This window comes from Idiomarina baltica OS145 (assembly GCF_000152885.1).
Classification (GTDB): Bacteria; Pseudomonadota; Gammaproteobacteria; order Enterobacterales; family Alteromonadaceae; genus Idiomarina; species Idiomarina baltica.
Window position 1 is genome coordinate 261,868 of sequence record NZ_CH672403.1, and the last position, 23,776, is coordinate 285,643.

A 23,776-nucleotide genomic window follows, 5' to 3' on the forward strand; every position below is an offset into this window, starting at 1 on the left:
ATATTAACCGATGGAGTTGATGATGTCTTTTACCCGCATCAAAGCACCGAAAATTTTTGTTTCGCTGAGTGCGTTATTTTTTCTGAACAATGCTTTTGCGAATGACCTCGTAGATTACGCTCGGTCGAATATTCTCGAACATGATCCTACGACCTTACAAACCTTCAACACACGGAGTTGGTTAGCAGAACCCATCACCGCCTCTATTATGCGCTGGCAGACCCAAGATAATGCGATAGGTAGTGATGAAACTGAACTATTATTTGAATTTGCGTTTCTCACACCCAAGCAACATGAACTTCTTCAGTCATCAAAACAATTGAGTCATCAATACCATGTTGTTCAACAGCAACAAATCGACTTGTGGATATCTGGCACAATTCGTCAACTGTTTTGGGAAACTCAACAAGCTGAGGTCGAGCAACGCTTTATAAAGCACACTATCGATGCACTCAATAAAATGCTGGCGACTGTCGAGCTTCAAGTTCAGCAAAAGCAATCGCCTAAGTATGCGCAACTCATTATTGAGCAGCGCCTTAATAGCTATAACGTTGAGCTCAATAAAAAGCAGGTCGAGTTACAGCATTTCTATCGGCTATGGCAGCAATACACGGGTCAAGCTCAGTTGCCCGACACCCTAGAAGAACCTAATTCGGACTCGTCGAATCTGACGCACCCGAGCGTTCAAGCGATTGAATTACAATGGCAACTTGCGCTATTAAACGCCGAAAATAATGCCGCGAGTCAAAGTAACTGGCGCGTAACGGCCGGTGTTAAAGATATTCGTTCAGTCGCAGGAACAGAAACACAGCTCGGGGTCGGACTCGCGATACCCTTAACATTTTCTCGGACACTTTCGTCGCTCGACCTTGATGCGTTGCAGCGCGAGCAATCTGATATCAATACCCGCTTAAAAACGACCGTGATCGACATTCAAACCCGAATCGCCCAGCGCCGAAGTCAGTATCAACAATTACAACAACAAGTTGAGCTGGCGAAACAAAATGCTTCTATCAGTTCGCAAGCACTCGATGAGCTCGACGCGCTATATCGACAACACCAAATTGATACAAAAATGTACATCGAGCGGCTGATAGAACAACTCAACTATCAGAAGTTCTTCCAACTCACGCAAGTACAGCTTCAGATGGCCAAAGCACAACTCAATCAAGCTCAGGGAGTCTCTTTATGAACCGTCGTACCCTTGGTTATTCATTTCTTTTAATACTAGTGGCGTTGAGTTCAACGCAAGTATCTGCACAAACAGCAGTCTCTATCGAAGCACTTAAGAACTATGAGCTTGGGCTACAGCAGCCGGAAGTTGCTGATATGGTACCAGGAGCACCGCTATTGGCGACTTACCAACCGATGACCCAGAAGCATTTAGTGATTGCGAATCCGTTCGAGAACGCACATGTCCAATTTGCAGTGACGGATGGTACTCGCGTTAATTTAGGTCAACGCATTGCAACCATCACGGGCCCGTCTGTCGAACACTTTTTTCACCGTCTCGAGACGGTAAAAGCACAATACGACGTTGCTCAACAACAGCATAAAAGTAAGTACAGTTTATACCAACGCAATGCCTTGTCAGCTGATGATTGGCAAAACTTTTTAGACCAATACCTCCGTCTGTCGGATCAAATGCATGAAATTAAAATTCTTTTATCGCGCTTCCATCAACTCGCCGATGATAGCGCAGAACTAAAGGCACCCATCGACGGCGTATGGCAATCAGACGCCGATGACATGCGAATTGGTTACGTCATTGATAGGTCTGAAATACGCCTTGCCGTTCAAGCGCCCAATGAACTTGCATCGTCGGTGCACCACATCAGCGTTCAAGGCGAACGATTCACTATTGACTATCGAGAGCAATCGACACGAAATGGCTTTACCACACTGTGGTCATCGCCGCTAACAGAGAGCACATTTACACTCTACCAACGAATGAGTGTAGTTCCGCTCCGTAACATCGCAAACGCATTCAAAGTACCTGGCTCAGCGGTGTCATCATTAAACGGCGAACCTGTCGTTTTTAGTGTTGATAAACAAACCATTCATCCGATTCCAGTTAGCGTAAGCGCCGTTGAAGGTGAAGATTACTATGTAGCCGCTTCCACATCGCTCGATAATCCCATCGTGACTCATTCTGTCGCTGCGCTTAAAGGTATAATCGATAGTCGCGAGGAGGCGCAGCAATGATTGCTAAATTGCTCAGTTTCTCATTAAAAAACCGACTATTCGTTTTTATCACCTTTTTGCTCATCATAGCGGCGGGAATACAATCATTTCGGCAACTCCCGGTGGATGCCTTTCCAGAGATATCACCGACACAAGTTAAAATTATCTTGCGAGCTCCCGGAATGGCCGCAGAACGGGTAGAAAATCAAGTCACGCACCCAATCGAAACCGAATTGCTGGGGATTCCTAACCAGACCATCTTACGTTCGACAACTAAATACGGTATCACTTCAATTACATTAGATTTTGAGGAAGGCACTGACATTTATTGGGCGCGCCAACAAGTGGCAGAGAAGCTTGCCGCCGTGCGCGATGCGCTGCCCGCAGGTATACAAGGTGGACTTGCGCCCATGAGTACACCATTAAGTGAAATGTTTATGTTCACTGTTGAAAACCCCGACCTCACGCTCAGTGAAAAGCGACACTTACTCGACTGGGTCATTCGCCCTGCGTTGCGTACAGTAGAGGGCGTAGCGGATGTGACTAATTTAGGCGGCAAGGTAAGGACTTTTCAGTTCAGTCCCGATCCCATCAAACTGAGCGAAGCTAAGGTGTCATTAGATACCATCAAGACACGTTTGGAGGAAGCCAATCAAGTCGGTAACTTAGGACGCGTCACACTGGGCACCGAAACCTTTAGTGCTCGCGTCTCTGGCCGTATCGTTGAATTAAACGATTTAGCCGCACTGAGCGTGGAAAATACCAATGGCGATGTCTACCGACTCGAACAGCTTGGCGAAGTCTCATTGAGTTATTTACCGCGATTTGGCGCCATCACCAAAGACGGTCAAGAGGCGGTAGAAGGCTTAGTGGTTGGCTTAAAAGGCGCTAATGCAGCGGCTGTAGTCGCGTCTGTTAAAGATAAGCTCACACAACTACAAAGCAGCTTGCCGCAACACACTGACATCAATGTTTTCTATAACCGTAAAGGCCTGATCGATACAGCGATTGCCGGAATTTCTGATGCGTTGATGGAATCTATTGTATTGGTCATCGCGGTATTGGTGTTCTTTTTACGAAATATACGCGCGTCTATCTTAGTCTCGCTGTCCATTCCTATCGCAGCGCTCATTACATTCATCTGCTTGCGTCAGATTGGCTTATCAGCCAACTTGATGAGCTTGGGCGGGTTAGTTATTGCCATCGGTATGATTGTCGATTCATCCGTCGTCATTACCGAGAAAGTTGAAACCGAACTCAACTCAGAGAAAAACTTGCCGATCCTGCATAAAATTTATCGAGCAAGCTTATCGGTTGCGCCCTCAGTAGTCAGTGGAACCATTATTATCGTACTCGTGTTTCTACCCCTATTGACGCTGACAGGCCTTGAAGGCAAATTGTTTTCGCCAGTCGCGCTCACAATTGTCATCGCTATTGCAGCATCACTTGTTACCGCATTGACCTTGATACCCGCACTCGCCTCATTGATGATGCGTCCTAATAAACGCCGCAATAAGATGTTAGAACGATTGCAGGCAAGCTACCGTGTAATACTCAATAGCGCATTAACTCACAAACCTTTGTTGATCACGGGTTTTTTAGTCCTGTTTGGTCTGAGCGCCTTAAGTTTCATCATGGTCGGTAAGACATTTATGCCGACCATGGATGAAGGCGATATTATCGTACAATTTGAAAAGGCGCCCACTTTGTCACTCAGCGAGTCGATAGCCATTGATACGCAAGTCGAAAACGCACTACTAGAACAAGTCCCTGAAATTAAGCAAATTGTCGCACGTACAGGGTCTGATGAACTGGGTCTTGATCCCATGGGATTAAATGAGACCGATGTGTTTATGGAGCTGAAACCACGAGATGAGTGGCGTTTTGACAATAAACAAGCCTTAATTGATGCCATCCGTGAAGTTGTATCAGGTTACCCTGGCATGAATGTGAACGTGACGCAGCCGATTCAAATGCGTATTTCGGAAATGCTAACGGGCAGCACCGGTGCAGTTTCAATTAAAGTGTTCGGCGATGAGATGGACACATTGGCAGGTTTGACCGATGAAATTGTTGCGTCGGCACGCGATGTTGAGGGTGCCGTCGATGTGCAGGCAAGCGTAATAACCGGTGCGCAGTTTCTAAGTATCGTTCCTGATATGCAAAAGCTGAATTACTATGGCATTTCAAAGCGTGCCTTTAGCGAATTTATCCACTCACAATTAAGTGGCTACTCGGTCAGCGAAGCGGTGAATGGAAGAATTCGCACACCTATTGTGTTCGGCTCACAGAGTGAACGTTCCGGATACCAAGCTGTGACACGACTCAACTCGCTCACAATTATTGCCGAACAAGGTAAAGCCGTGCCACTTAACGAGGTCGCTACTATCAGTTTCGAGCAAGGTCCAGCCATTATCGAGCGCGAAAATAGTCACCGTTATGCACTTATTACAACGAACGTTGAAAATCGTGACGTCGTTGGGTTTGTAAATGAACTACAAAGCCTTATTGAGCAGCAGGTTGAGCTACCTGCCGGTTACTTTGTCGAATATGGCGGTGAGTTCGAGAACCAAGCGCGTGCCAGCGCCAATCTACTGATGGTAATACCTGTTGCACTGTTGCTGATTGTCATACTTTTGTTTACTTCGATGGGCTCACTTGGGTTAACCGCGATCGTGCTCACGAATATACCGTTCGCATTAAGTGGCGGTGCTATTTCACTATGGATTAGCGGTCAATATATGTCTGTGCCTGCATCCGTAGGTTTCATCGCATTGATGGGAGTGGCGATTCTTAACGGGATCGTTATGGTCAGCCACTTTGAGCAAACCAAAATACACTTCTCGCACCTGTCCTCGCTCGTGATCGCTGGCGCAACCGACCGTTTAAGGCCGGTATTAATTACAGCCATCACGGCGATATTTGGGCTTATTCCCCTTTTGATCTCTACCGGTCCAGGTTCCGAGATTCAACGTCCGCTCGCCGCCGTGGTCATCGGTGGACTAGTGACCGCGACGCTGGCGACCTTGTTGTTATTACCGGCGCTCTATCAAATCACAAATAGGAAGCACTACCATGAACAGTAAACTGCTAAAGTTGTATTTTAGTCGTGAGCAAAAAGCAGATGTGGTCGACTGCCTATTACAAATAGACGCTCTTTCGGGCTTTAGCCTATATGAGATTGATGGCTTCAGTCGTCGCCACGAACGCTACGATATTGCCGAACAAATCCGCGGCGCCCGACGGATGTTAGCGGCCGAGGTCGTGTGTAACGAACACGACCTCACCGAAATAAGAGCCGCCTTGCAAAGACTCAACTTTAAAGAGCCCATTCGGTTCACCCTGCACCCTATTGAGGCAATGGGGCACTTAATTTGAGCACTCACAATTATGGGCTACACTTAGATGCCATGGTTGCTTAGGAGCCAAGAATGAGTACCACTAAAATTAATTATATTGAAATGCCTGCAAGCGATATCGCCGCAACTAAGCAGTTTTTCAATGACGCCTTCGGTTGGGAGTATATCGACTATGGTCCCGATTACGCGGCTATCAAAAATGCCGGCATTGATGGTGGCTTTTACAGTGCGCCTCTAAAAGCACAAACGGCACAAGGCAGCGTATTAGTGGTACTGTACAGCCCCGACTTACAAAAGAGTCTACATGCCGTCGAACAAGCAGGCGGTGAAATCATTAAGCCCATTTTCAGCTTTCCAGGCGGTCATCGATTTCACTTCACCTGCCCCAGCGGCAATGAATATGCGGTTTGGTCGGAGTAGTCCGTACAAGCTGTGATAAACTGATGAAAGTATCAGTAAAGGAGAAATCTCATGGCACGTGCGCATGCATTACACATTTTGGTTAAAACCAAGCCCGAAGCCGAAGAGCTAAAAAAGCAGCTCGCTAACGGCGCAAAATTTGCCGACTTAGCGCGTAAACATTCACTCTGTCCGTCAGGCAAACAGGGTGGCGACTTAGGCGAGTTCCGTCGCGGTGAAATGGTACCTGCCTTTGACAAGGTGGTATTCGGTCAACCGACACTAGAAGTACATGGTCCCGTTAAAACCGCATTTGGTTACCATCTTATTAAAACACTCTCGCGCGGCTAAACCGCACTATATGAGTAATTACCCAGGGCGGCCATCCGCTCTGGGGCTTCGCAAGATGTTCTGATACACACCAACAAAACAACCATAGCTCAACATCCATCCCAGTGCCGCAACCAATAACCAACTGAACGTAGCCTCGGGCATCACCACAATACCCACAACACGGGCTAACGCAGCCAGTACTATTAGCAAGAGCGCAACAGACATCACGGGTTTAGATTTTAAAGGGCGTCCGCTATGGCCGAGTGAGATACGTGCCATCATCGCCAAAATCAAGCTACCCATTGCACCGACGGTTAACGCATGCAGTGCTGTACTTTTGGCAAGCTGAATATGAGTTGCTAATAAACCTGCACTTTGCGCGTAATAGATAGCAAGCAAGCCCAACCCAACAGGAATAAACGCATAAGCGCCATGCAGGGACCATACTAACGGCACGCGCCAAGTTATCCATGGGCGCCAGCGCAACCAGCGGATAGTGTGGAACACACAGGCGAACGCAAACAATAAGGCAAGCACAGCGCCCGATACCACTCTATCTAGGCTGAACAAAAACATCGCCGCGATCAGCCACGAGCAACCCAAAGCAGCACGTTCTAACCAAGCCCAAGCGCTTACCCGAGCAGTACCGGTACCATTTGCAGTAAACATGGGTATGACACGCCCACCGATCACACTCATCAACAGGGTAATTAGAAAGACCGCAGCATAAGCGCCCTGTACCTGCCACGCATACTGCTCAAACCAAAGTCCTGCGTGCATCATCGCATTTGTCGCGGTGAGTAACAGTAAAATAGGCACAAAGAATAAGTTACGGGTTTGATTCACATTAAGCAACAGACGCGCAAACAACAGCGCCGCTATTGGCATTACGCTTAAATCAATAAGGACGACGGCAAGTGCAGGCAAATAGGCACCAAACAGCAACGCCAACCTTGCTAAGCTCCAAAGCATGACGAGAACAAACAATGTCTTACCATGAGTAGCGCGCTGCCCGGTCCAGTTTTGTACTGCGGTTAGTAAAAAACCGAGAATAATTGCAGTAACAAACCCAAATAGCATTTCGTGAGCGTGCCAAAACAGTATATTGCCGTAGACAGGTAGTGAGACCCAGCCGCCAAGCATCGCTATCCACAGACCAACCGCAACAATGCTAAAGCTAGCGCCGAATAAAAAGAAAGGTCGAAATGCCTGGCGCAGTAGCGGCGTCAGGCGCATTTCCTGTTCCATTTGTGTCACTTGCATGGATTACTCCTTGTTTGGCTATTTTAGCCCTATAGAGTAATCATACATTTAAAATGTATTTTAAAGCCAGTCGAAATAGATTAGCGAGTGAGCTGTGTCAAAATCCGGTCGAGTTGGTTCGCAAACGCCATTTTATCGCGGGCATGCAAAGGGGGAGGACCTCCGGTATGTTCACCGCTGCTGCGCATGGTATCCATAAAATCGCGCATATTAAGACGCCCACCAATATTTTCTTTGGTGTACAGTTCGCCTCTTGGGCTCAGCGCTTGCCCCCCTTTTTTGATCACATCCGCCGCCAACGGGATATCTGCGGTGATCACTAAATCACCTGCCTCGCAGCGTTCAGCAATTTCGTTATCCGCCACATCAAACCCCGACTCCACGCGCACTGAGCGAATGAACTTAGAGGGCGGCACGCGCAACGCTTGGTTAGCGACCAAAATAAGCGGCACCTGCTTGCGCTCAGCGGCGCGATACAAAATCTCTTTTATGACCGCCGGACACGCATCGGCGTCCACCCAAATATTCATATCCGTTCATCACTCACTAATAAAAGATGGAAAGCATAGACAGACGGGCTAATCTAAGCAAACATAAGGTTTTAGAACAATCATACTAACAAAATCTAAGGCGGCTTATGAATAAACCTGCATTTGCAGCCCTTGCAGAATATATGGATCTGCTCCTTGATGCCATTTGCGTTGTGGATCCAGACCACCGCTTTAGTTACCTCAGCCCAGGCGCCAAACGCGTATTTGGTTATGAGCCTGAAGAAATGATTGGCCGTTCAATGTTTGACTTTATGCACCCGGATCATCATGCCGAGACGCTGTTGCGTGCCGAGCAGGTCAATAATGGAGGGGACGTGCTACATTTTGAAAATCGCTACATACACAAAGACGGCTCTGTAATTTATTTGCACTGGACAGCACGCTGGTCCGAAAAAGACCAAATGCGTATTGGTGTGGCACGCGATGTCACTGCACAGCGAGCGTTGGAACACGAACGCGAAGCACTGATCGAGCGGCTAGAGCACATGGCGCTCACCGACTCCCTGACTCAACTCCCTAACCGGGCGTTATTTTATGACCGCGTGCGTACCGCACAAGCGCGTGCAGAGCGTGATGCCGGCGGGCTAGGTATACTCTACCTCGATCTCGATAAGTTCAAAGCGGTTAACGACCATTACGGTCATGCTACGGGCGATGAACTATTAAAAGCAGTCGCCACTCGGATTCAATCCGCGATCCGTAATACCGATACCGCAGCACGCTTGGGTGGAGACGAGTTTGTGGTGTTGGTGGATGCTTCGCATACCCGACAACTCGATAGTGCGATTGATAAGGTGGTTAATAAGATCCAGGCTGCATTAAAGCCACCCCACATCATGAAGCATGGATCGTTAGCCATTACTACCAGCATTGGCGTGGCCATGTGGCCGGAACACGGTCATAGCATTGAGCAACTACTACATCACGCCGATCAAGCCATGTATAACGCCAAACGGCGAGGAGGAAACTCGGCAAGCATCATCTGCTAATGCATCGTGTGTTCGTAGCGCGCCTCAATCTGACGTGCAGGCAAATCACCACCCACAATCGGCTTCAACGCGCGCTGCACTTCGGGCACTAACGCGGCCAAAGCCGCTAGCATAGATGACTCACTGACATACTCATCAAACACCAAGGTCACCACTAATCTCTGTGGAAAACGCTGATAGTTCACCTCGTGCGTGAGCCACACGAAGCCCTCATGCTCAACCTTGGCATCCTCGCAGACCTCGGTCAGCGCTCGAATAATGTCACGTTCGGTGTGTTTGTGTTTTGGGGGCATGGTTGGTCGCTATGCAAAAATGATGAGTTCATTCTAACCATCTTGCCCAAGCCCGACAAACCTGGCATCTTGAGATGCTTAAGTATTGGGCTCAAAGGACCATGGTAATGAAAAAGGGATTTTACGAGCTACTCAAAAGCGAAGAGCTACAGGAAGCTATTGATCAGTCGGGCTATACAGAGGTAAGCGAGGAGCTTGACCTCACCACCAGCAGTCGCCATTTAGCAGAAGTTCTAACTGAACAAATCGCCCAAGCGCTCTCTGAGCTCACTACCCAAACTCAAGAAAATGAGTCTGCTAACGATGCCAGGTTAAGACGGCAAATCGAAGTTCTTAATGAAGTGTTACTCACTGCTCGACAGCTCAGCCAAACTGAGACGAACACACCGACTTACTTAAATCCACCTTCAGTCTTGCGTGCTCTGCATTCTCCTGATCAGCCATTAAGTTTACCGCAAATAGGTATGTCGCAACCTTGGTTGTTTACATCAGGAAAAGACTCGCCAGGATTACTCAATGAGTTACAAGCGGAGCTTTCGCACTGCAATCACGTTGATATTTTGATGAGTTTTATCACCATGTCAGGTATACGAAAAATCATTAATATCCTCAAGGAAATTACCGCAGTAGACGCCGAACAACGTTCGCAGACCAGCATAAGAATTATAACCACGACGTACATCGGCGCGACTGAACAGTCCGCAGTCGATATGTTAGCTCAACTACCCAATTGCCAGGTTAAAGTGTCTTTGGATGGACGCCGTACTCGTTTACACGCAAAAGCATGGATATTTGAGCGAGACACAGGGTTTGGTTCCGCTTACGTCGGTAGTGCAAACCTCTCTAAAGCGGCACTGATGGGGGGCTTAGAGTGGACGGTTAAGTTCACCGAACAGGGTCAGAAGCAATTATATCAACGCGCCCGTGCGCACTTCGAAACACTTTGGCAGGATGAAGAGTTTCAACTTTACGATCCTAATAATGAAACACACAAAGCTGAACTCAAAAAAGCACTGACGCGCGAGAGCGGCAAGCCAGAATACAATGCCGATATCATTACCACTTTCTTTGACATTCGGCCTAAACCATTCCAACAGATTATCCTCGATCAACTACAAAATGAGCGAGACCACGGACGTTACAAAAACTTGTTAGTCTCAGCGACCGGTACGGGTAAAACCGTTATGGCCGCTTTAGATTATCGGCGGATCTGCTCACAAGAAGGCGGACAGCCTCGATTATTGTTTGTTGCTCATCGAGAACAGATTTTACAGCAGTCTCTACAAGTATTTCGTCACGTTTTACGAGACTCTAATTTTGGTGAGTTACTCTCGGGAAACCACCAACCTGACTCTGACTCGCATCTGTTTGCCACGATACAAACACTGAATTCGCGCGATTACACAACACGACACGATGAAAACTATTGGAATATGGTCATTATCGATGAGTGTCATCATATTGAAGCGGCCTCATTCCAGCGCATCACAGAAGCACTAACGCCTAAATACCTACTCGGTTTAACTGCAACGCCAGAGCGTGCGGACGGATTGAATATCATGCGTCATTTCGATCCCCGACCTGATGGTTCACCTGCTGTACAGTTGCGTTTATGGCATGCGCTAGAACAGCAACTGTTAGCGCCATTTGAATATTATGCATGCGACGACGGAGTTAACTATCGAGGTATAAATTGGCGCTCAGCTAATGAACGCTCACAGCTTGATAACCTATTATCTGAAAGTGATATAAGAGCACTTGCAGTCCTTCGAGCTTGGCAAGAACACGTGAACAACATCAGCGACTGTCGAGCGCTGGCATTCTGTGTTTCAGTGCAGCATGCCCAGTTCATGACTCACTACTTCTGTGATAAGGGCGTTAAAGCCAAGCTACTCACCGGCGAAACCCCACAAAGTCAACGCGAACAAATCAAAAGAGAGCTAGAGCAGCGAGACATTAATATCATCGTAACCGTTGACCTCTTTAATGAGGGAGTCGATTTACCCTATGTCGATACGCTCCTTTTACTGCGACCAACACAAAGTGTGTCGCTATTCCAACAGCAAATTGGGCGAGGATTACGATTATTCGAGGGTAAAGAGAGTTGTCTCATCCTCGACTTTGTAGGTCAATACGATACTCATTTCCGGTTCGATATTTTATACAGTGCGATTACAGGATTAAGTAAAAAAGAAGTTCTCGACGGTGTGGAAAATGGATTTTCGCGCTTACCGCCCGGTTGTTATTTGCAAATGAATCGGCAAGCGCGTCAGCAAATCCTGACCAATTTACGGCAAACAATCAATCTAAGCTGGAATCGCCTAAGGCAAGAACTTGTCCAATATCAACTGCGCCACCCACAAGACGAAATAAAATTAACGGATTTCGTTAATGATCAAGCGATTGAGTTAACTGACATTTACCGTAAAGGTAGCGGGCAAACCGCATCGGGCTGGACACGCCTCAAGCGTGATGCAGAAATTATCTCACCCGCATTTACTGCACAAGAAACGTCAATCAATCGACGCTTTAAAGATGTACTGCATCTCGATGACCCTGACTATATTGATGTTATTAGAAAGCTTGGACAACACGTCAGTATTTCACCAACCTCACCCCAATATAAAAGAGCGTTGATGTTTACATATCAGGTAAAAGGCGGTCGCTCTACACAGTCTGTTGCCGAGCTACAAACAGAACTCAATGAATGTCCTGAACTTGCAAAAGAGCTCATCGAGCTCAGTGATGCCTTGGACGCACGGACTAATCAAAGCTTTTATGAAATACCGGGCATTAAGTGGACCGGCTTGAAGCTACACAGTAGCTACAAAATTAGAGAGATATTAACCGCATTTGAATACTATACTGAGACCCGCTACAGCCCTTTCCAAGCTGGCGTGTGGCGCGACTTCGAACGGAAAATTGAAGCTTTGTTCGTAACCTTAGATAAATCAAATGCATTGCATGAAGGCGTCGAGTACAACGACTACGCAATAAGCCCCGAGCTATTTCATTGGCAATCTCAAAATACGACAGGGCCAGCAACAGCAGCGGGACTCCGCTATATACAAGGAGCTGAAGAAGGCTGGCAGTTTCAACTGTTCGTGCGTTTGAACAAGGACTCTCCTTATAGACCTTGTGGGCCTGTGGAATTTGTTAAACACGAAGGCGCTGCCCCAATGAGCATCACATGGCGCCTTGCACACCCTTTACCTGCTCATCTATTTCAAGAATTTTCGGTAGTTAGGTGATGGTGTGGTTGGTGAGTTTGGGCGGAGTCGCGCCAAAGGCGCGACAAATCAAACCAACCGCAAGTCCGGTCCTTGTTTATGCGGATTGGGAAAGTCACCTTCTTTGGTTCCCGGGATAGGACCGTCGCAGAGTCCTTTCGCATACCGGTACAGGTTGTCGTATAAGAATCGTTCAAGAGGTACAAACTCCGCACTTTTACGGCGTTGTTTGTTCACTCGTTTTGCTTCTTGATTAAGCATTTCACAAAAGTGCCAGGCGTGTTCGCTATCGAATAGGCGTGGTTTAACATCGCGTTTATAAGCTTCTAGCCAAAGCTTTGCATCGGCTAGATGGCCGTTAATGCTCATATCTAAGTTGCGATGGTATTCTGCTACCGGTTTCGTGTTAAATTGCCGCACGACTTCAGCAATTTGTGGATCTGTTCGCACAAAATCACCCATACGAAACCACGCCAAAATATGCTCTAACCATAACGCATCAAAATCCCGCGCAATTTCAGTCCAGACCGGTTTTAATACGTAGGGCATGACAATGCTATAGCGGCTATAAGATTCCATCGCAAACACCAACCAACAAAGCTCATCGCGCACGACATGAAATTGCCAGCCACATTGCACGCTGTTTGTTACCACTGGCTGTACACCAGGGTTTTCTCCGTTCACATCAGTAAGCCGGGGCAATTCCAGTTTACATAGCTTGGTGAGTTGATTTGAGATACTGAATTTGAGCTTCATCTGCTTTACTGATAGCTTGAAGAAAAGAAAAACCGCCAAGGTTTCGCGTTACCCTCTCGAGCACTAAGCGTGGCGGCTATGTTGCGTTCTATTTTACGCTCAAGTTGCGAATATGCAATGTACTGTCAAAGGCTCGACAAATGCATATACATAGATTTTAGTCATTGAAACTTGCATTAACCGGCCTATATGCAAGATTTGACCTATGAAACTTGTATATAGATTTGCTTATCCAAGATTGGCAGGATTTGCACTTCGTTTCACATTCACTCTTGCCAAGCAAGTCATCTACTATGGTATACTTCACACTGAAAGTGTTAGCCCCTCGTATATCTGTATCCGATCTGTCAATAGAAAATCAACTGGTCATACCACATAAGCATCCCAAATGTTTTATCATTACTTATAGTAAGAGCAGGATCGTTCGGATTGCGAAGTTTTACACTTCTAAAAACCCTGCCTCCCGCTGGATAACTGTACTGATGAGTCAACTGACGATTCAGGTGCCAGCGCTCTGCAAGACAGAGATAACTGGGTAATCCAGAAATAGGGATCTCGGAAAAACTATTGGAAACCTCGCCTTTTTGGCGAGGTTTTTTCATTTTTGGCGTTTCTTTTTTGCTTTTTTATAGCTTTTCTTGGCTCGCTTTTTTGCCTTCCCTTCAAACGGCTTTCGGTTAGCGAATACATTATTTGCAATAACGAAAAACGGTTTTCCTTTGTCCTTGGAGTTTAACAAGTGCACGCGAAAGTCATCTCCATCTATCAAAAATGCGGTTTCTATAACCATTGACAGCTGACGAGCACTTAGCTTATGTAATTTGAAAATGACTACGAAGCACTCTTTTTGTTGCGGCCCGTGCTCGAACTCAAATAACGCTGTTAAACAACTTCTGTCATCGTCTCGGTTAGCTAAAACGCATAGCTTGGCTGGACCGGCTTCAAGTGCATCGACAAAATCAGGTATGTTGAGACTCGACTGATATTTCTCTTCGCAAAAAGCGCGTACATCTGATGACACAACTGGATTACCATCATCGCCTTTTTTGATCTTATTTGGTGCATCCTCATGATGCTCATATCTAATTATTAATCGTCCGGTCTGTCTTAGGATGTTACGGTCTTCCTCCGGTTTTAGGGCACGACTGTATACATGGTTGGTTGGTCGGACAAAAACTTCAACAGTATCCGTTCTTCCATCCTCGAAGTGAAAATTCGGAATAGTGACGACGAGATCCCACAGGTGTTCAAGCGAATAAGACGCCTCTCTACCATCTTCGACAATCTTTATATCACTGACTCCATCATGGATCGTCACAATAGCTTCCCTACCTTCATGTATTCCAATGATCTTATGCGGCTATAGTTTACCATCAAACCCTACCCAAACCAGCGGCTCAATTACATCAGCAATCCTCTGATGCGCCTGCCGCCGTTCTTCGTAGTAATCATAACGGTCATAAATACCTTCCACGCCTTTCAGACTATGGTTTATGGCCCGCTCACCAACAGCACCACTGAAACCTAATGCTGACACTTGGCTGCGGAAAGTGCGTCGTAAATCGTGCACGGTAAAATGCGCGATATCACCCATCAAATTAGGGCCGGGTCGTTTGCGGCCTTGTTCGTTGCCACACATTTTGTTGATTACACGATTAATGCCGTCGTCGTGGACGAATCATTAAACCGCTAGGAGATGGTTGGGATAGGCGGAGTCGCGCCAAAGGCGCGACCTACTCGATGTTTTGGATCTGAATATTTATAAACTACTTATGTATATGATAGTTATGACGAATGATTGAAATAGGCGTTGCATTGTCACCATTTTAGTCACCAATCAAACAGCTTCAGATGAAGTCTTCGCCATGATATTCAACTTGGTCTTCGTTCAAGACTGCATGTCTGTAATGCAAGAGGCTGTTAGGTACCGGGTGGGTTGGCTCGGGACATAAGTATCGCATCGACTGAACGCTTTCTAAAGCATGCAAATTCAATCTGTCTACTATCCAAACGCCTGAAACACCTCTTTTACTTAGCTGCTGCTCTCTCAACTGCCAAAAACCATCATTTGCCCGGTAAACACTACTATCCCAAGCCCTCATCGTCGAAGTTCCGTAGAGAGCATCTACATTATCGTCCTCTATTCTGCCTGGGAGATCTATCGTTTGCACAGCAATAATAAACGGTTTATCGAGTTCACCATATCGCTTTGATTTTTTGCCTAGCTTTCTTATTAATGATGTCTTTCTGTCTAAAACGCCACCTTGTATCGAACCCATGCCGATTAAGCGATTCTCTCTAATATCTTCTTGATTCTGACGTATTGGGAGGGCCTCAACCTTTATGGTCAGGCCGCGATCCTCCCACTCTGTTCTGGGCAGGCTTTCTGGAGCAGTTCTTAAAGTTTTCTCACACACTTCAAAATCGAGATTATCAAGCCAACGATGAATATGATTAGCGGCCTGAACAGCACTAGGCGGAACAGCAGGCTCTCCCTCATATGAGATACCAATCATAAAATTGGGGTGTGGTCGTTGATCCAGTTCTAAAAGAAAATCTTCGATTTGTCGATTCGTTGGTAACCCACTGGCATTCATAACTACTGACGCTTCAATATAAAACTGTTCACCATTCTGGTCAGTAACTAAAAAGTCTGGTCGACGACCATTGTCGTTAGGCAAGACTGGATGTATCTCGAGATGAAAGCCGCGCTCAAGCATCTGAGATGCTAGATATAGTTCAAAAATGACGGAGTAAAAATGTTCGCTTTCACCACTTTGAAATTTAGCCTTTAACTCTTCACGCTCACACTCATCGGGAAAGTTCCTGAACCACCGCTCTATAAGCGACCGCGATGCGGCTATTTCCTCACTAGCACTTCGATTGTAAAGCGCGTATAGAGACTCTCGCGGAAGCAACGGACGACTATCAGTGCGTTCATAATCATCAAATAACATGTTACCGACTCCTTTCGATCCGACTTGAATTATCCGAGCGGCCCTCGCACTACTTTTATGCCATCCTCTGGTTTCAAGCCAAGGCACTCACAATACTGAATAAACTCAACTAAGTCTAACCGTCGCTCTCCCTGCTCGACCTTGCCCACAAAGGAGTGAGGAACTCCCAGCTTTACTGCCAGATCACGCATAGTGAGGCCTTGGTCGCATCTGGCTTTTTTGAGCCAGGCAACTAAGCGCTGATGTTGTGGGCTATGAAGTGTCTTGTGCATTGTCCCATTCTTAGGTACAAGTAGCGTTGTACCCAATTCGGGAACAAGGCTGAGCTAAGGAGGGAAACATCAATGAGCTATGGGTATGAGCCTGCGGTTTGGAAAGAACAAGCAAGAGAGCATTGGGCTGAGTTTCAACCAACACGGTTTCGTGAATTACATGAAGCGGGCAAGCTGGAAGATGCGCTTGATTATGCAGTGGAACAAACTTGGCGGGAAATGAAGAGCCTCATAGACTCGGGAGTCCCTGCGCACGAAGCATGGGTAATGGTGCGGGAAAACTATTTATTCTTACCGGAAGAGCCTGGTTTATGTGACGATGAGTACGAAAATACACCATTCGATGACATTATGAATGAGGTTCACCAGATATTGAATGAGGACTATCAGCGCCAACGTGAAGAGTGGCAAAAGGAATTTAAACAAAAAGCCGCTCAAACCGAAGAAGCAATTCAAATGATACCCGGTACTAACCAAGTCTCTTCACCAATAGACTGGCTGAATTTAGCTCGTTGGATACTGATGCTTCCGGTGGCGGTGACAGCTGCATATCTTGCTAGCCAACTAGCGCTGATATTGACAAGCATTGGAATGGCTAGCGATGGCTATTCTACTGCATCCTTTTGGGGACAGTTTTATCGCGTAACGACTGAGAATATAGCGTTAGGCGCAGTACTTATACTCGCTGGATCTGCAATCGCACCAACACACAAACACATGGTCGCAATTTCATTAGCAGTAGCTTCCTTGCTACTTACAGGATTTCTAGTATACCCAATGCTAGCCTTACGTGATTATTGGGCGTTGTGGGGTACTTTCTGTTTATTAGCTGCATTATTGTTAAGCACCGTTTCAGTTTATCGACGTCATCACTAACTTGCAGATGAATACGTAACAGGGGTATTTTATTGATTAATTGTTAGCGATAAGACAAGGTGATCACCCTAATAACCGAAAGGACTATGATGAGCAGCGGAGCGCACAATAAATTAATCGGCCAAATTGGTGAAAATCTCGTGGCCGCCAAACTTGGCACGTTGGGTTACTACGCATCACCTTATGCTGGGAGTGTGCCCGGCTTCGATCTTACCGCAGTCGATAGCAAAACCTTATCGTCATTTCCCGTGCAAGTTAAATGCAGCACTGGCAACACACTGGTTCACTCTCAAATAGACCGTTGGGTTGAAACGCATATCGATTCAACAGGCAAATACTCTTTCGGTGAATTAATTCGGCTCGACCACCCGAATATGCTTTGGATCATGGTTAATCTACCCCATGGTCAGATTGAGAATGCCCGCTACTTTATTTGCCGTGAATCTGATATTCAGAAGCTGGCTGTCGAACGCTTTATTGCCTTTATTAAGCGTCATAATTACCGGCGCCCCAACGGCGGCAACTCAAAACAAGCCATACTAACTCTCAAAGAACTTGGTAGATATGAAGATAATTGGTCGCTCATTGCGCCAGCTAGCAAGACTGTAACAACTCATGATGGAAGGGAATCAAATGACTTATAGCTCAAATGGATTCAAAACCTTTCTCCGCAATGAGCGGAAATCCAATGGCGAGGCATATTCAAATAATACGGTTAGCCAGTATGTCTCAGCTGTAAATAGAGCCGCACACCATGCAGGTTTTGATTTGTGGTCCTCTCAAAGCGAAGAAGTCGATAACTTTGTGCAAAAGTTTGAACCGGGTCATGAATTTGAAGAGTTCGGCGCGCAAGGTAACAACACGGTCATATCTGCTTTGCGATTATTAAAAAGATACTTTGCCAGTAGCAACAGTTATTTACTCACGTGGAATCCCGAAAAATATCACGTTGGCGGTAATTCAGGCGTTGAACTGGGGAACGAACAACAGTGGAGTTGCAATAGCACCAAACCACAAGTGGGAGATCGTGTTTACCTCATGCAAGTAGGTGTTGAACCAAGGGGAATTATTGCAGCTGGTATCGTTACTCAGGAGTCTTTTGAAGACAAAGATTGGGGTGATGAAACCAAAACAAGAAAATATATAAAGTTCAAACCAGTAGCCGTACGGAACACCCCTGAAGCTGGTCAACAGATCTTGAACCAGCTGAATCAACTATCCCAAGAAACCGGCATTAATTATAGCTGGAGCCCCCAAAGTTCTGGCATCAGCATTCCAAATAAAATATCCGATAAATTGGCGAGTTATTGGTTTATTGAAGATAGCTTGGTTGAGGAGATATCAATGACCAACAACAGCACCACACAAGTATCTCAGCCTCTCAATCAAATCCTATTCGGCCCACCTGGCACCGGGAAAACGTTCACAACCATTGAGCGCGCGGTGCGAGCTGCAGAGCCAAATTTCAGTTGGGCCAACCGAGATGAGCTAAAAGCAAAGTACCAAGAACTCATTCGCGAAGGGCGCATTCGGTTCGTCACCTTTCACCAAAGCTTTAGTTACGAAGACTTTGTGGAGGGGCTTACCGCACATACTGATGATGAAAAGTTAGTCTATGAAAAGCGACTCGGGATTTTCCGTCAAATCGTCAGAGATGCGAAGGAGCACCAGAACACAGAAGTGAAGAACCCTACTAATTCATTTAGTGATTGTTGGGATGCTTTTTTAACGGAATTTGAAGATCATCCAGAGGGTGTTCAAATCTCGATGAAGCGGTCCAAATTCATCATCACAGAAGTAGACGGAAATACTATTAGGTTTGATAAAAACCAAGGTGATTCTGTTAATACCTTATCTGTCAGCACCCTGGAGGCGATATTTAATGGTGAACGCAGGTTTAATGGGGGGTTAAAACCTTACTATCAATCGCTCATATCGCATCTTGAGTCTCTGGGTGAGCAACTGGACAAGAAAGCTGTTAAGCGCCAGAACTACGTGCTCATCATCGATGAAATCAATCGCGGTAACATCTCACGGATTTTTGGTGAGTTGATCACACTAATCGAACCCTCTAAGCGCTCTGGTACTACCGAAGCGCTAGAGGTCACGCTTCCACTGACTGGCGATCGGTTCTCTGTGCCCGATAACCTTTACATCATCGGTACAATGAACACTGCCGACCGCTCACTTGCTGGGCTCGATTTGGCTTTGCGTCGTCGCTTCGATTTCATTGAGATGCCTCCCCTTCCTGAAGAGCTAAAAGGGGTTAGCGTTGACGGCATTAATGTTGAAAAGATGCTCGACGTTATCAACCGCCGAATTACGGCACTACTCGATAAAGACCACTGTATTGGCCATGCCTATTTTATTCACTTGAAAGATAGATCAGACGTTGCCTTAACCGACCTCGCTGAGATTTTTAAGCAGAAGATCATTCCGCTGCTTCAGGAATACTTCTTTGAAGATTGGCAGCGCATCCGTTGGGTATTGAATGACCAAAGCAAAGCCTCAGCAAATGCATTTATCGTAAAAGATGATGCGATTAATTTTGATGAGCTGTTCCCCGGCGATGTGCAGCTAAACTCGCGTGACCGGTGGCGATTGAATGAGTCTGCTTTTGAACAGGCGACATCTTACAAACGGATATATGAAGTAGGTAGTGCTGAGTAATGACGTCAACGGTTGTCGTTCGCGAATACGCCTATTTGACCACTGCATCGGTAGCGGCGAACACTCTTGATCGCGCACATATTAGCGAGTCGGCGTTTCGCTGGCTCGTTGAACTTGGGCAGCAGTTTCGACGCAATGGCCTCCCGTTATTTGAACTTGATAGTCAGAAGCTTCTTCGTTTGGATAATTACGTCGGCGTACTTGAGTCACCCTGCGGAACAGTGATTGAGGTGCTACCGAAGCACACCACAGAACAAACTTCGGCGGCCGAGGCTCGCGCTTTGCTTAAACGGCTAATCAAAACCTCGACGCAGCTCTCAGTGCGTGAGGCCGACTTTGCCGATGTTGAGCGATTTGAAATACCGATTCGCGAATGGCTTATCACTTGTTTTTTGGGCGAGCTGGAAGTTCTGCTCAAGCGAGGTCTGCAGTTCGATTACCAAGTTCGAGAGGAAGAAGCACGCTTCTTACGCGGCCAGCTGGATATCGCAAAACAACTGCGCCAGCCCCCCGGAAAAGCGCATGTATTTAATATCCGCCATGACTTGTTTTTACCGGATAGACCAGAGAACCGCCTTATTAAATCTGCACTTGTTACTGTGTGCTCAGCCACTCAAGACAACGACAACTGGCGGTTAGCACACGAGATAATCTCACAGCTCCTTCAGTTGCCCGAATCATCGGATATTAGGGCTGACTTCAAGTCTTGGTCAACAGACCGCTTACTGACGCATTACCGCCCGATTAAGCCTTGGTGTGAGTTTATCCTCAACCAACATGTTCCACTTTCTGTCTCTGGTGGCTGGCGCGGAATAAGCATGCTCTTCCCAATGGAAAAGCTGTTTGAGAACTATGTTGCTGAACAGCTTCGACGAGCGATTGGCAGCAAGGGTACAGTTAGGACGCAACTTGCTACTGAGTACCTTTGCCAACATAAGGGTAAAGGAGTTTTCAAATTACGACCGGATATTGAGGTTGTTATTGGTGACCAGCGATGGATCATGGATACCAAGTGGAAGCTGCTTGATGTAGATAACGGTGGTCAGACCTATGGGTTGAGTGAGAAAGATTTTTATCAGATGTTGGCCTATGGATCTAAATTATTACATTCTCAAGGAGACTTGGTGTTGATATACCCTGCATGGAAAAATTTTCCAAGCAACGAGAACATTTCACCATTTGAGTTTGATAATCAGACGACACTTTTGGTAACCAGCTTCAACTTAAACGATAATACTCGAACTAATGATTGTCGGTGGAACCTGACGTTGGCGGAATCATTTGCACAGGTGCACAATTGAGTAGACCATCTGCCATACGAGGCATCAATTTACTGACGGTTAGAACCATACTCAGTCAGTAAGCCTAGAATTTGAAACTCGGATCATCTTGACCGGATATGAGCGTGCAAATAATTTCATTAGAATATAGTTACAATTAATAGAATGACTTTTTGATATTATCGTAGATTGAAAAGCTGAAAGCTTATCAATAATCAGCTTTTATTTAGGGGTATATAGTGGTTAAAGGAAATGCAGCAAAGCGCTTATGGGCAGCAGCTGACCAGTTATGGGCGAATACCGGTCTTAAACCGGCTGAGTTCTCGGCACCTGTGCTGGGGCTCATCTTCCTGAAGTACGCCGACAAGAAGTACTCAGCCGCCGAGGAGAAGCTCGGGCCGGTGGGCTCCGGTGGCCGACGCAAGGTGAGCAAGGATGACTATCTTGCCGAGGGAGTGATCTTCCTCCCTGAGACCGCCCGCTTCTCGCACCTGCTGTCGCTCACCGAGGGCGACAATATCGGCAAGGCTATCAACGATGCCATGAAGGCCATCGAGGACGAAAACCCCGACCTCAAAGGTGCCCTGCCGCGCACCTACACGCGCCTGGAGAACTGGGTGCTGCAGGAACTGCTCAAGCAGCTCGCTCCGGTTGATCTGTCAGGAGACGCCTTCGGCAAGGTCTACGAGTACTTCCTGGGCAACTTCGCCCTGAAGGAAGGTCAGAAAGGCGGTGTCTTCTACACGCCCGAGTCCATCGTCAAGCTGATCGTTGAGATCATCGAGCCCTATCACGGTCGCATCTTCGATCCGGCTTGTGGGTCAGGTGGCATGTTCGTCCACTCGGCGGACTTCGTGGAGCGCCACCACAAGACGGCCATGGACGAAATCTCGATTTTCGGCACCGAGAAGGATCAGACCACCGTCAACCTCAACAAGATGAACCTCGCGGTGCATGGCCTCTCCGGCGATGTGCGGGTGTCCAACACCTACTATGAGGATCCTCACGGGGCGGTCTACAAGAACGGTGACGGCTTCTTCGACTTTGTGATGGCTAATCCCCCGTTCAACGTCTCGGGAGTGGATAAGGAGCGCTTGGAAGGCGACCCACGGTTCCCGTTCGGTGTGCCAAAGACCGATAACGCCAACTACCTCTGGATCCAGCTCTTCTACGCCTCGCTCAAGCCGACCGGGCGAGCTGGCTTTGTCATGGCCAACTCAGCGGGTGATGCCCGAGGCAGCGAGCAGGTGGTCCGTCAGAAGCTGATTGAGTCGGGTGCCGTAGATGTGATCGTCTCGGTGGGACCGAACTTCTTTTACACCGTCACGCTGCCCTGCACCTTGTGGTTTTTCGACCGGGCCAAGAGTGAGACCGAGCGCCGCGACAAAGTGTTGTTCATAGATGCTCGCCACATCTACAACCAGATCGACCGGGCGCACCGCGACTGGTTGCCGGAGCAGGTCGAGTTCCTAGCCAATATCGTCCGCCTTTACCGTGGCGAAGACGTCGAGCTGGATCAGGGCAGTGAGCCGCTGCTGGCCGAGAAGGGGCTAGCCGAGGGCTATGCCGATGTGCCTGGGCTCTGCAAGTTGGCGACTCGGGAAGAGATCGAAGCGCAGGGGTGGTCATTGAATCCTGGGCGCTATGTCGGGGCAGCTGCAAGAGACGCAGAGAATGTGGACTTTGCTGAGCGGCTGGAAGAGCTGGCTGAAGAACTAGAAGTGCTAAACGCTGAAGCAAGAGAGCTTGAAGACAAGATCTCAATGAACATCAGCGGAGTTCTGGGCGGAGGAGCTGCTTGATGACTTGGAACGAGTCGACGCTAGGTGACATCTGCGATGCTGGCCAAGGGATCATCAAAACGGGGCCTTTTGGATCTCAACTTCATCAGAGCGACTATTCCGATGCCGGAACCCCTGTGGTCATGCCAAAAGACATAGTCGGAGGACGGGTTTCTGAGTCTTCAATAGCTCGGGTTGCGGAGGAGCATGTGGAGCGCCTCTCTCACCACCAGCTTTACCCCGGCGATATTGTTTATGGCCGTAGGGGGGATATCGGGAGATGTGCTTTAGTAACACCCAGAGAAAGTGGCTGGCTATGTGGAACAGGCTGCTTGAGAATTCATCTTGGTAATGGCGAAGTCTCCCCCAAGTTCTTATTTTACTTCCTTAACAACCCGAGCACGGTAGATTGGATATACAACCAAGCCGTGGGCGCGACAATGCCGAATCTGAATACAAGCATACTCAGGTCGATTCCTGTCCGCTATCCTACTCGTGAAACGCAGGAGAGAATTGCCGCGTTCCTCTCCGCCTACGACGACCTCATCGAGAACAACACGCGCCGCATCGAGATCCTTGAGGA

22 protein-coding genes and 1 pseudogene are annotated in these 23,776 nt (G+C 47.3%); 14 read left to right on the plus strand and 9 right to left on the minus strand.

Annotated elements, in window-relative coordinates:
• Positions 1 to 19: 19 nt before the first annotated feature.
• Genes OS145_RS02655 through ppiC form a run of 6 tightly spaced genes read left to right on the plus strand, consistent with a single transcriptional unit; the run spans position 20 to position 6,293 of the window.
• Positions 20 to 1,192, plus strand: coding sequence for a TolC family protein (locus tag OS145_RS02655; protein ID WP_165477436.1), 1,173 nt, complete (start codon positions 20 to 22; stop codon positions 1,190 to 1,192).
• Positions 1,189 to 2,205, plus strand: a complete 1,017-nt coding sequence (locus OS145_RS02660; RefSeq protein WP_006954510.1) for an efflux RND transporter periplasmic adaptor subunit — start codon at positions 1,189 to 1,191, stop codon at positions 2,203 to 2,205. Before OS145_RS02655 ends, OS145_RS02660 begins: the two co-directional genes overlap by 4 nt.
• Positions 2,202 to 5,270, plus strand: coding sequence for an efflux RND transporter permease subunit (locus OS145_RS02665; RefSeq protein WP_006954511.1), 3,069 nt, complete (start codon positions 2,202 to 2,204; stop codon positions 5,268 to 5,270). Before OS145_RS02660 ends, OS145_RS02665 begins: the two co-directional genes overlap by 4 nt.
• Positions 5,260 to 5,562: a DUF3240 family protein gene (locus OS145_RS02670; RefSeq protein ID WP_006954512.1), complete on the plus strand. Its 303-nt coding sequence runs from the start codon at positions 5,260 to 5,262 to the stop codon at positions 5,560 to 5,562. The genes OS145_RS02665 and OS145_RS02670 overlap by 11 nt, the downstream gene beginning before the upstream one ends.
• Positions 5,563 to 5,615: 53 nt before the next feature.
• Positions 5,616 to 5,963: a VOC family protein gene (locus OS145_RS02675; protein ID WP_006954513.1), complete on the plus strand. Its 348-nt coding sequence runs from the start codon at positions 5,616 to 5,618 to the stop codon at positions 5,961 to 5,963.
• Between the two features lie 51 nt (positions 5,964 to 6,014).
• Positions 6,015 to 6,293, plus strand: a complete 279-nt coding sequence (gene ppiC / locus OS145_RS02680) for a peptidylprolyl isomerase PpiC (RefSeq protein ID WP_006954514.1) — start codon at positions 6,015 to 6,017, stop codon at positions 6,291 to 6,293.
• An 18-nt stretch (positions 6,294 to 6,311) separates the two neighbouring features.
• Here the strand turns inward: ppiC and OS145_RS02685 are convergent, their stop codons facing one another.
• On the minus strand, positions 6,312 to 7,538 hold the full coding sequence (locus OS145_RS02685) for an NnrS family protein (protein WP_006954515.1): 1,227 nt from the start codon (positions 7,536 to 7,538) through the stop codon (positions 6,312 to 6,314).
• Between the two features lie 80 nt (positions 7,539 to 7,618).
• A complete protein-coding gene (locus tag OS145_RS02690; RefSeq protein WP_006954516.1) occupies positions 7,619 to 8,068 on the minus strand; it encodes a YaiI/YqxD family protein in 450 nt (149 codons plus the stop codon).
• Positions 8,069 to 8,175: 107 nt separating this feature from the next.
• Here OS145_RS02690 and OS145_RS02695 point away from each other — a divergent pair, with 107 nt between their 5' ends.
• Positions 8,176 to 9,078, plus strand: a complete 903-nt coding sequence (locus OS145_RS02695) for a sensor domain-containing diguanylate cyclase (RefSeq protein WP_006954517.1) — start codon at positions 8,176 to 8,178, stop codon at positions 9,076 to 9,078.
• Here the strand turns inward: OS145_RS02695 and OS145_RS02700 are convergent.
• A complete protein-coding gene (locus OS145_RS02700; RefSeq protein WP_006954518.1) occupies positions 9,075 to 9,371 on the minus strand; it encodes a hypothetical protein in 297 nt (98 codons plus the stop codon). The genes OS145_RS02695 and OS145_RS02700 overlap by 4 nt on opposite strands.
• 107 nt (positions 9,372 to 9,478) lie before the next feature.
• Between OS145_RS02700 and OS145_RS02705 the strand changes: the two genes are divergently transcribed.
• Positions 9,479 to 12,622: a DUF3427 domain-containing protein gene (locus tag OS145_RS02705; protein ID WP_006954519.1), complete on the plus strand. Its 3,144-nt coding sequence runs from the start codon at positions 9,479 to 9,481 to the stop codon at positions 12,620 to 12,622.
• Positions 12,623 to 12,670: 48 nt separating this feature from the next.
• On the opposite strand, the gene OS145_RS02710 is transcribed toward OS145_RS02705, so the two are convergent.
• The 6 genes from OS145_RS02710 to OS145_RS02735 all read right to left on the minus strand — a co-directional run bounded on the left by OS145_RS02710 (position 12,671) and on the right by OS145_RS02735 (position 16,586).
• Positions 12,671 to 13,357 carry a hypothetical protein gene (locus OS145_RS02710; RefSeq protein WP_006954520.1) on the minus strand — a complete coding sequence of 229 codons (687 nt, stop codon included), beginning with the start codon at positions 13,355 to 13,357 and terminating at the stop codon, positions 12,671 to 12,673.
• Positions 13,358 to 13,704: 347 nt separating this feature from the next.
• Positions 13,705 to 13,959 (minus strand): hypothetical protein, encoded by a 255-nt coding sequence (locus OS145_RS02715; RefSeq protein WP_006954521.1) that lies wholly within the window; start codon positions 13,957 to 13,959, stop codon positions 13,705 to 13,707.
• Positions 13,956 to 14,675 (minus strand): YjaZ family protein, encoded by a 720-nt coding sequence (locus tag OS145_RS02720; protein ID WP_006954522.1) that lies wholly within the window; start codon positions 14,673 to 14,675, stop codon positions 13,956 to 13,958. Before OS145_RS02720 ends, OS145_RS02715 begins: the two co-directional genes overlap by 4 nt.
• A gap of 42 nt (positions 14,676 to 14,717) precedes the next feature.
• A complete protein-coding gene (locus OS145_RS02725) occupies positions 14,718 to 14,996 on the minus strand; it encodes a site-specific integrase (protein ID WP_006954523.1) in 279 nt (92 codons plus the stop codon).
• A gap of 208 nt (positions 14,997 to 15,204) precedes the next feature.
• The gene (locus OS145_RS02730; protein WP_006954524.1) at positions 15,205 to 16,314 is read right to left on the minus strand and encodes a hypothetical protein; all 1,110 of its coding nucleotides are present in this window, start codon (positions 16,312 to 16,314) and stop codon (positions 15,205 to 15,207) included.
• 29 nt (positions 16,315 to 16,343) lie between these two features.
• The gene (locus OS145_RS02735; RefSeq protein WP_006954525.1) at positions 16,344 to 16,586 is read right to left on the minus strand and encodes a helix-turn-helix domain-containing protein; all 243 of its coding nucleotides are present in this window, start codon (positions 16,584 to 16,586) and stop codon (positions 16,344 to 16,346) included.
• Positions 16,587 to 16,658: 72 nt separating this feature from the next.
• On the opposite strand from OS145_RS02735, the gene OS145_RS02740 reads away from it, so the two are divergent.
• From OS145_RS02740 to OS145_RS13695, 6 genes and pseudogenes are all read left to right on the plus strand, one after another.
• A complete protein-coding gene (locus OS145_RS02740; protein ID WP_006954526.1) occupies positions 16,659 to 17,462 on the plus strand; it encodes a hypothetical protein in 804 nt (267 codons plus the stop codon).
• 86 nt (positions 17,463 to 17,548) lie between these two features.
• Positions 17,549 to 18,106, plus strand: a complete 558-nt coding sequence (locus OS145_RS02745) for a hypothetical protein (protein WP_006954527.1) — start codon at positions 17,549 to 17,551, stop codon at positions 18,104 to 18,106.
• Positions 18,078 to 20,132 (plus strand): McrB family protein, encoded by a 2,055-nt coding sequence (locus OS145_RS13525; RefSeq protein ID WP_242603642.1) that lies wholly within the window; start codon positions 18,078 to 18,080, stop codon positions 20,130 to 20,132. The genes OS145_RS02745 and OS145_RS13525 overlap by 29 nt, the downstream gene beginning before the upstream one ends.
• The gene (locus OS145_RS02755; RefSeq protein WP_006954529.1) at positions 20,132 to 21,433 is read left to right on the plus strand and encodes an McrC family protein; all 1,302 of its coding nucleotides are present in this window, start codon (positions 20,132 to 20,134) and stop codon (positions 21,431 to 21,433) included. The genes OS145_RS13525 and OS145_RS02755 overlap by 1 nt, the downstream gene beginning before the upstream one ends.
• Positions 21,434 to 21,651: 218 nt before the next feature.
• Positions 21,652 to 23,214, plus strand: a complete 1,563-nt coding sequence (locus OS145_RS02760; RefSeq protein WP_006954530.1) for a type I restriction-modification system subunit M — start codon at positions 21,652 to 21,654, stop codon at positions 23,212 to 23,214.
• A pseudogene (locus tag OS145_RS13695) lies at positions 23,214 to 23,762 on the plus strand (restriction endonuclease subunit S); the annotation flags it as partial. The gene OS145_RS02760 and the pseudogene OS145_RS13695, both read left to right, overlap by 1 nt.
• Between the last annotated feature and the right edge of the window lie 14 nt (positions 23,763 to 23,776).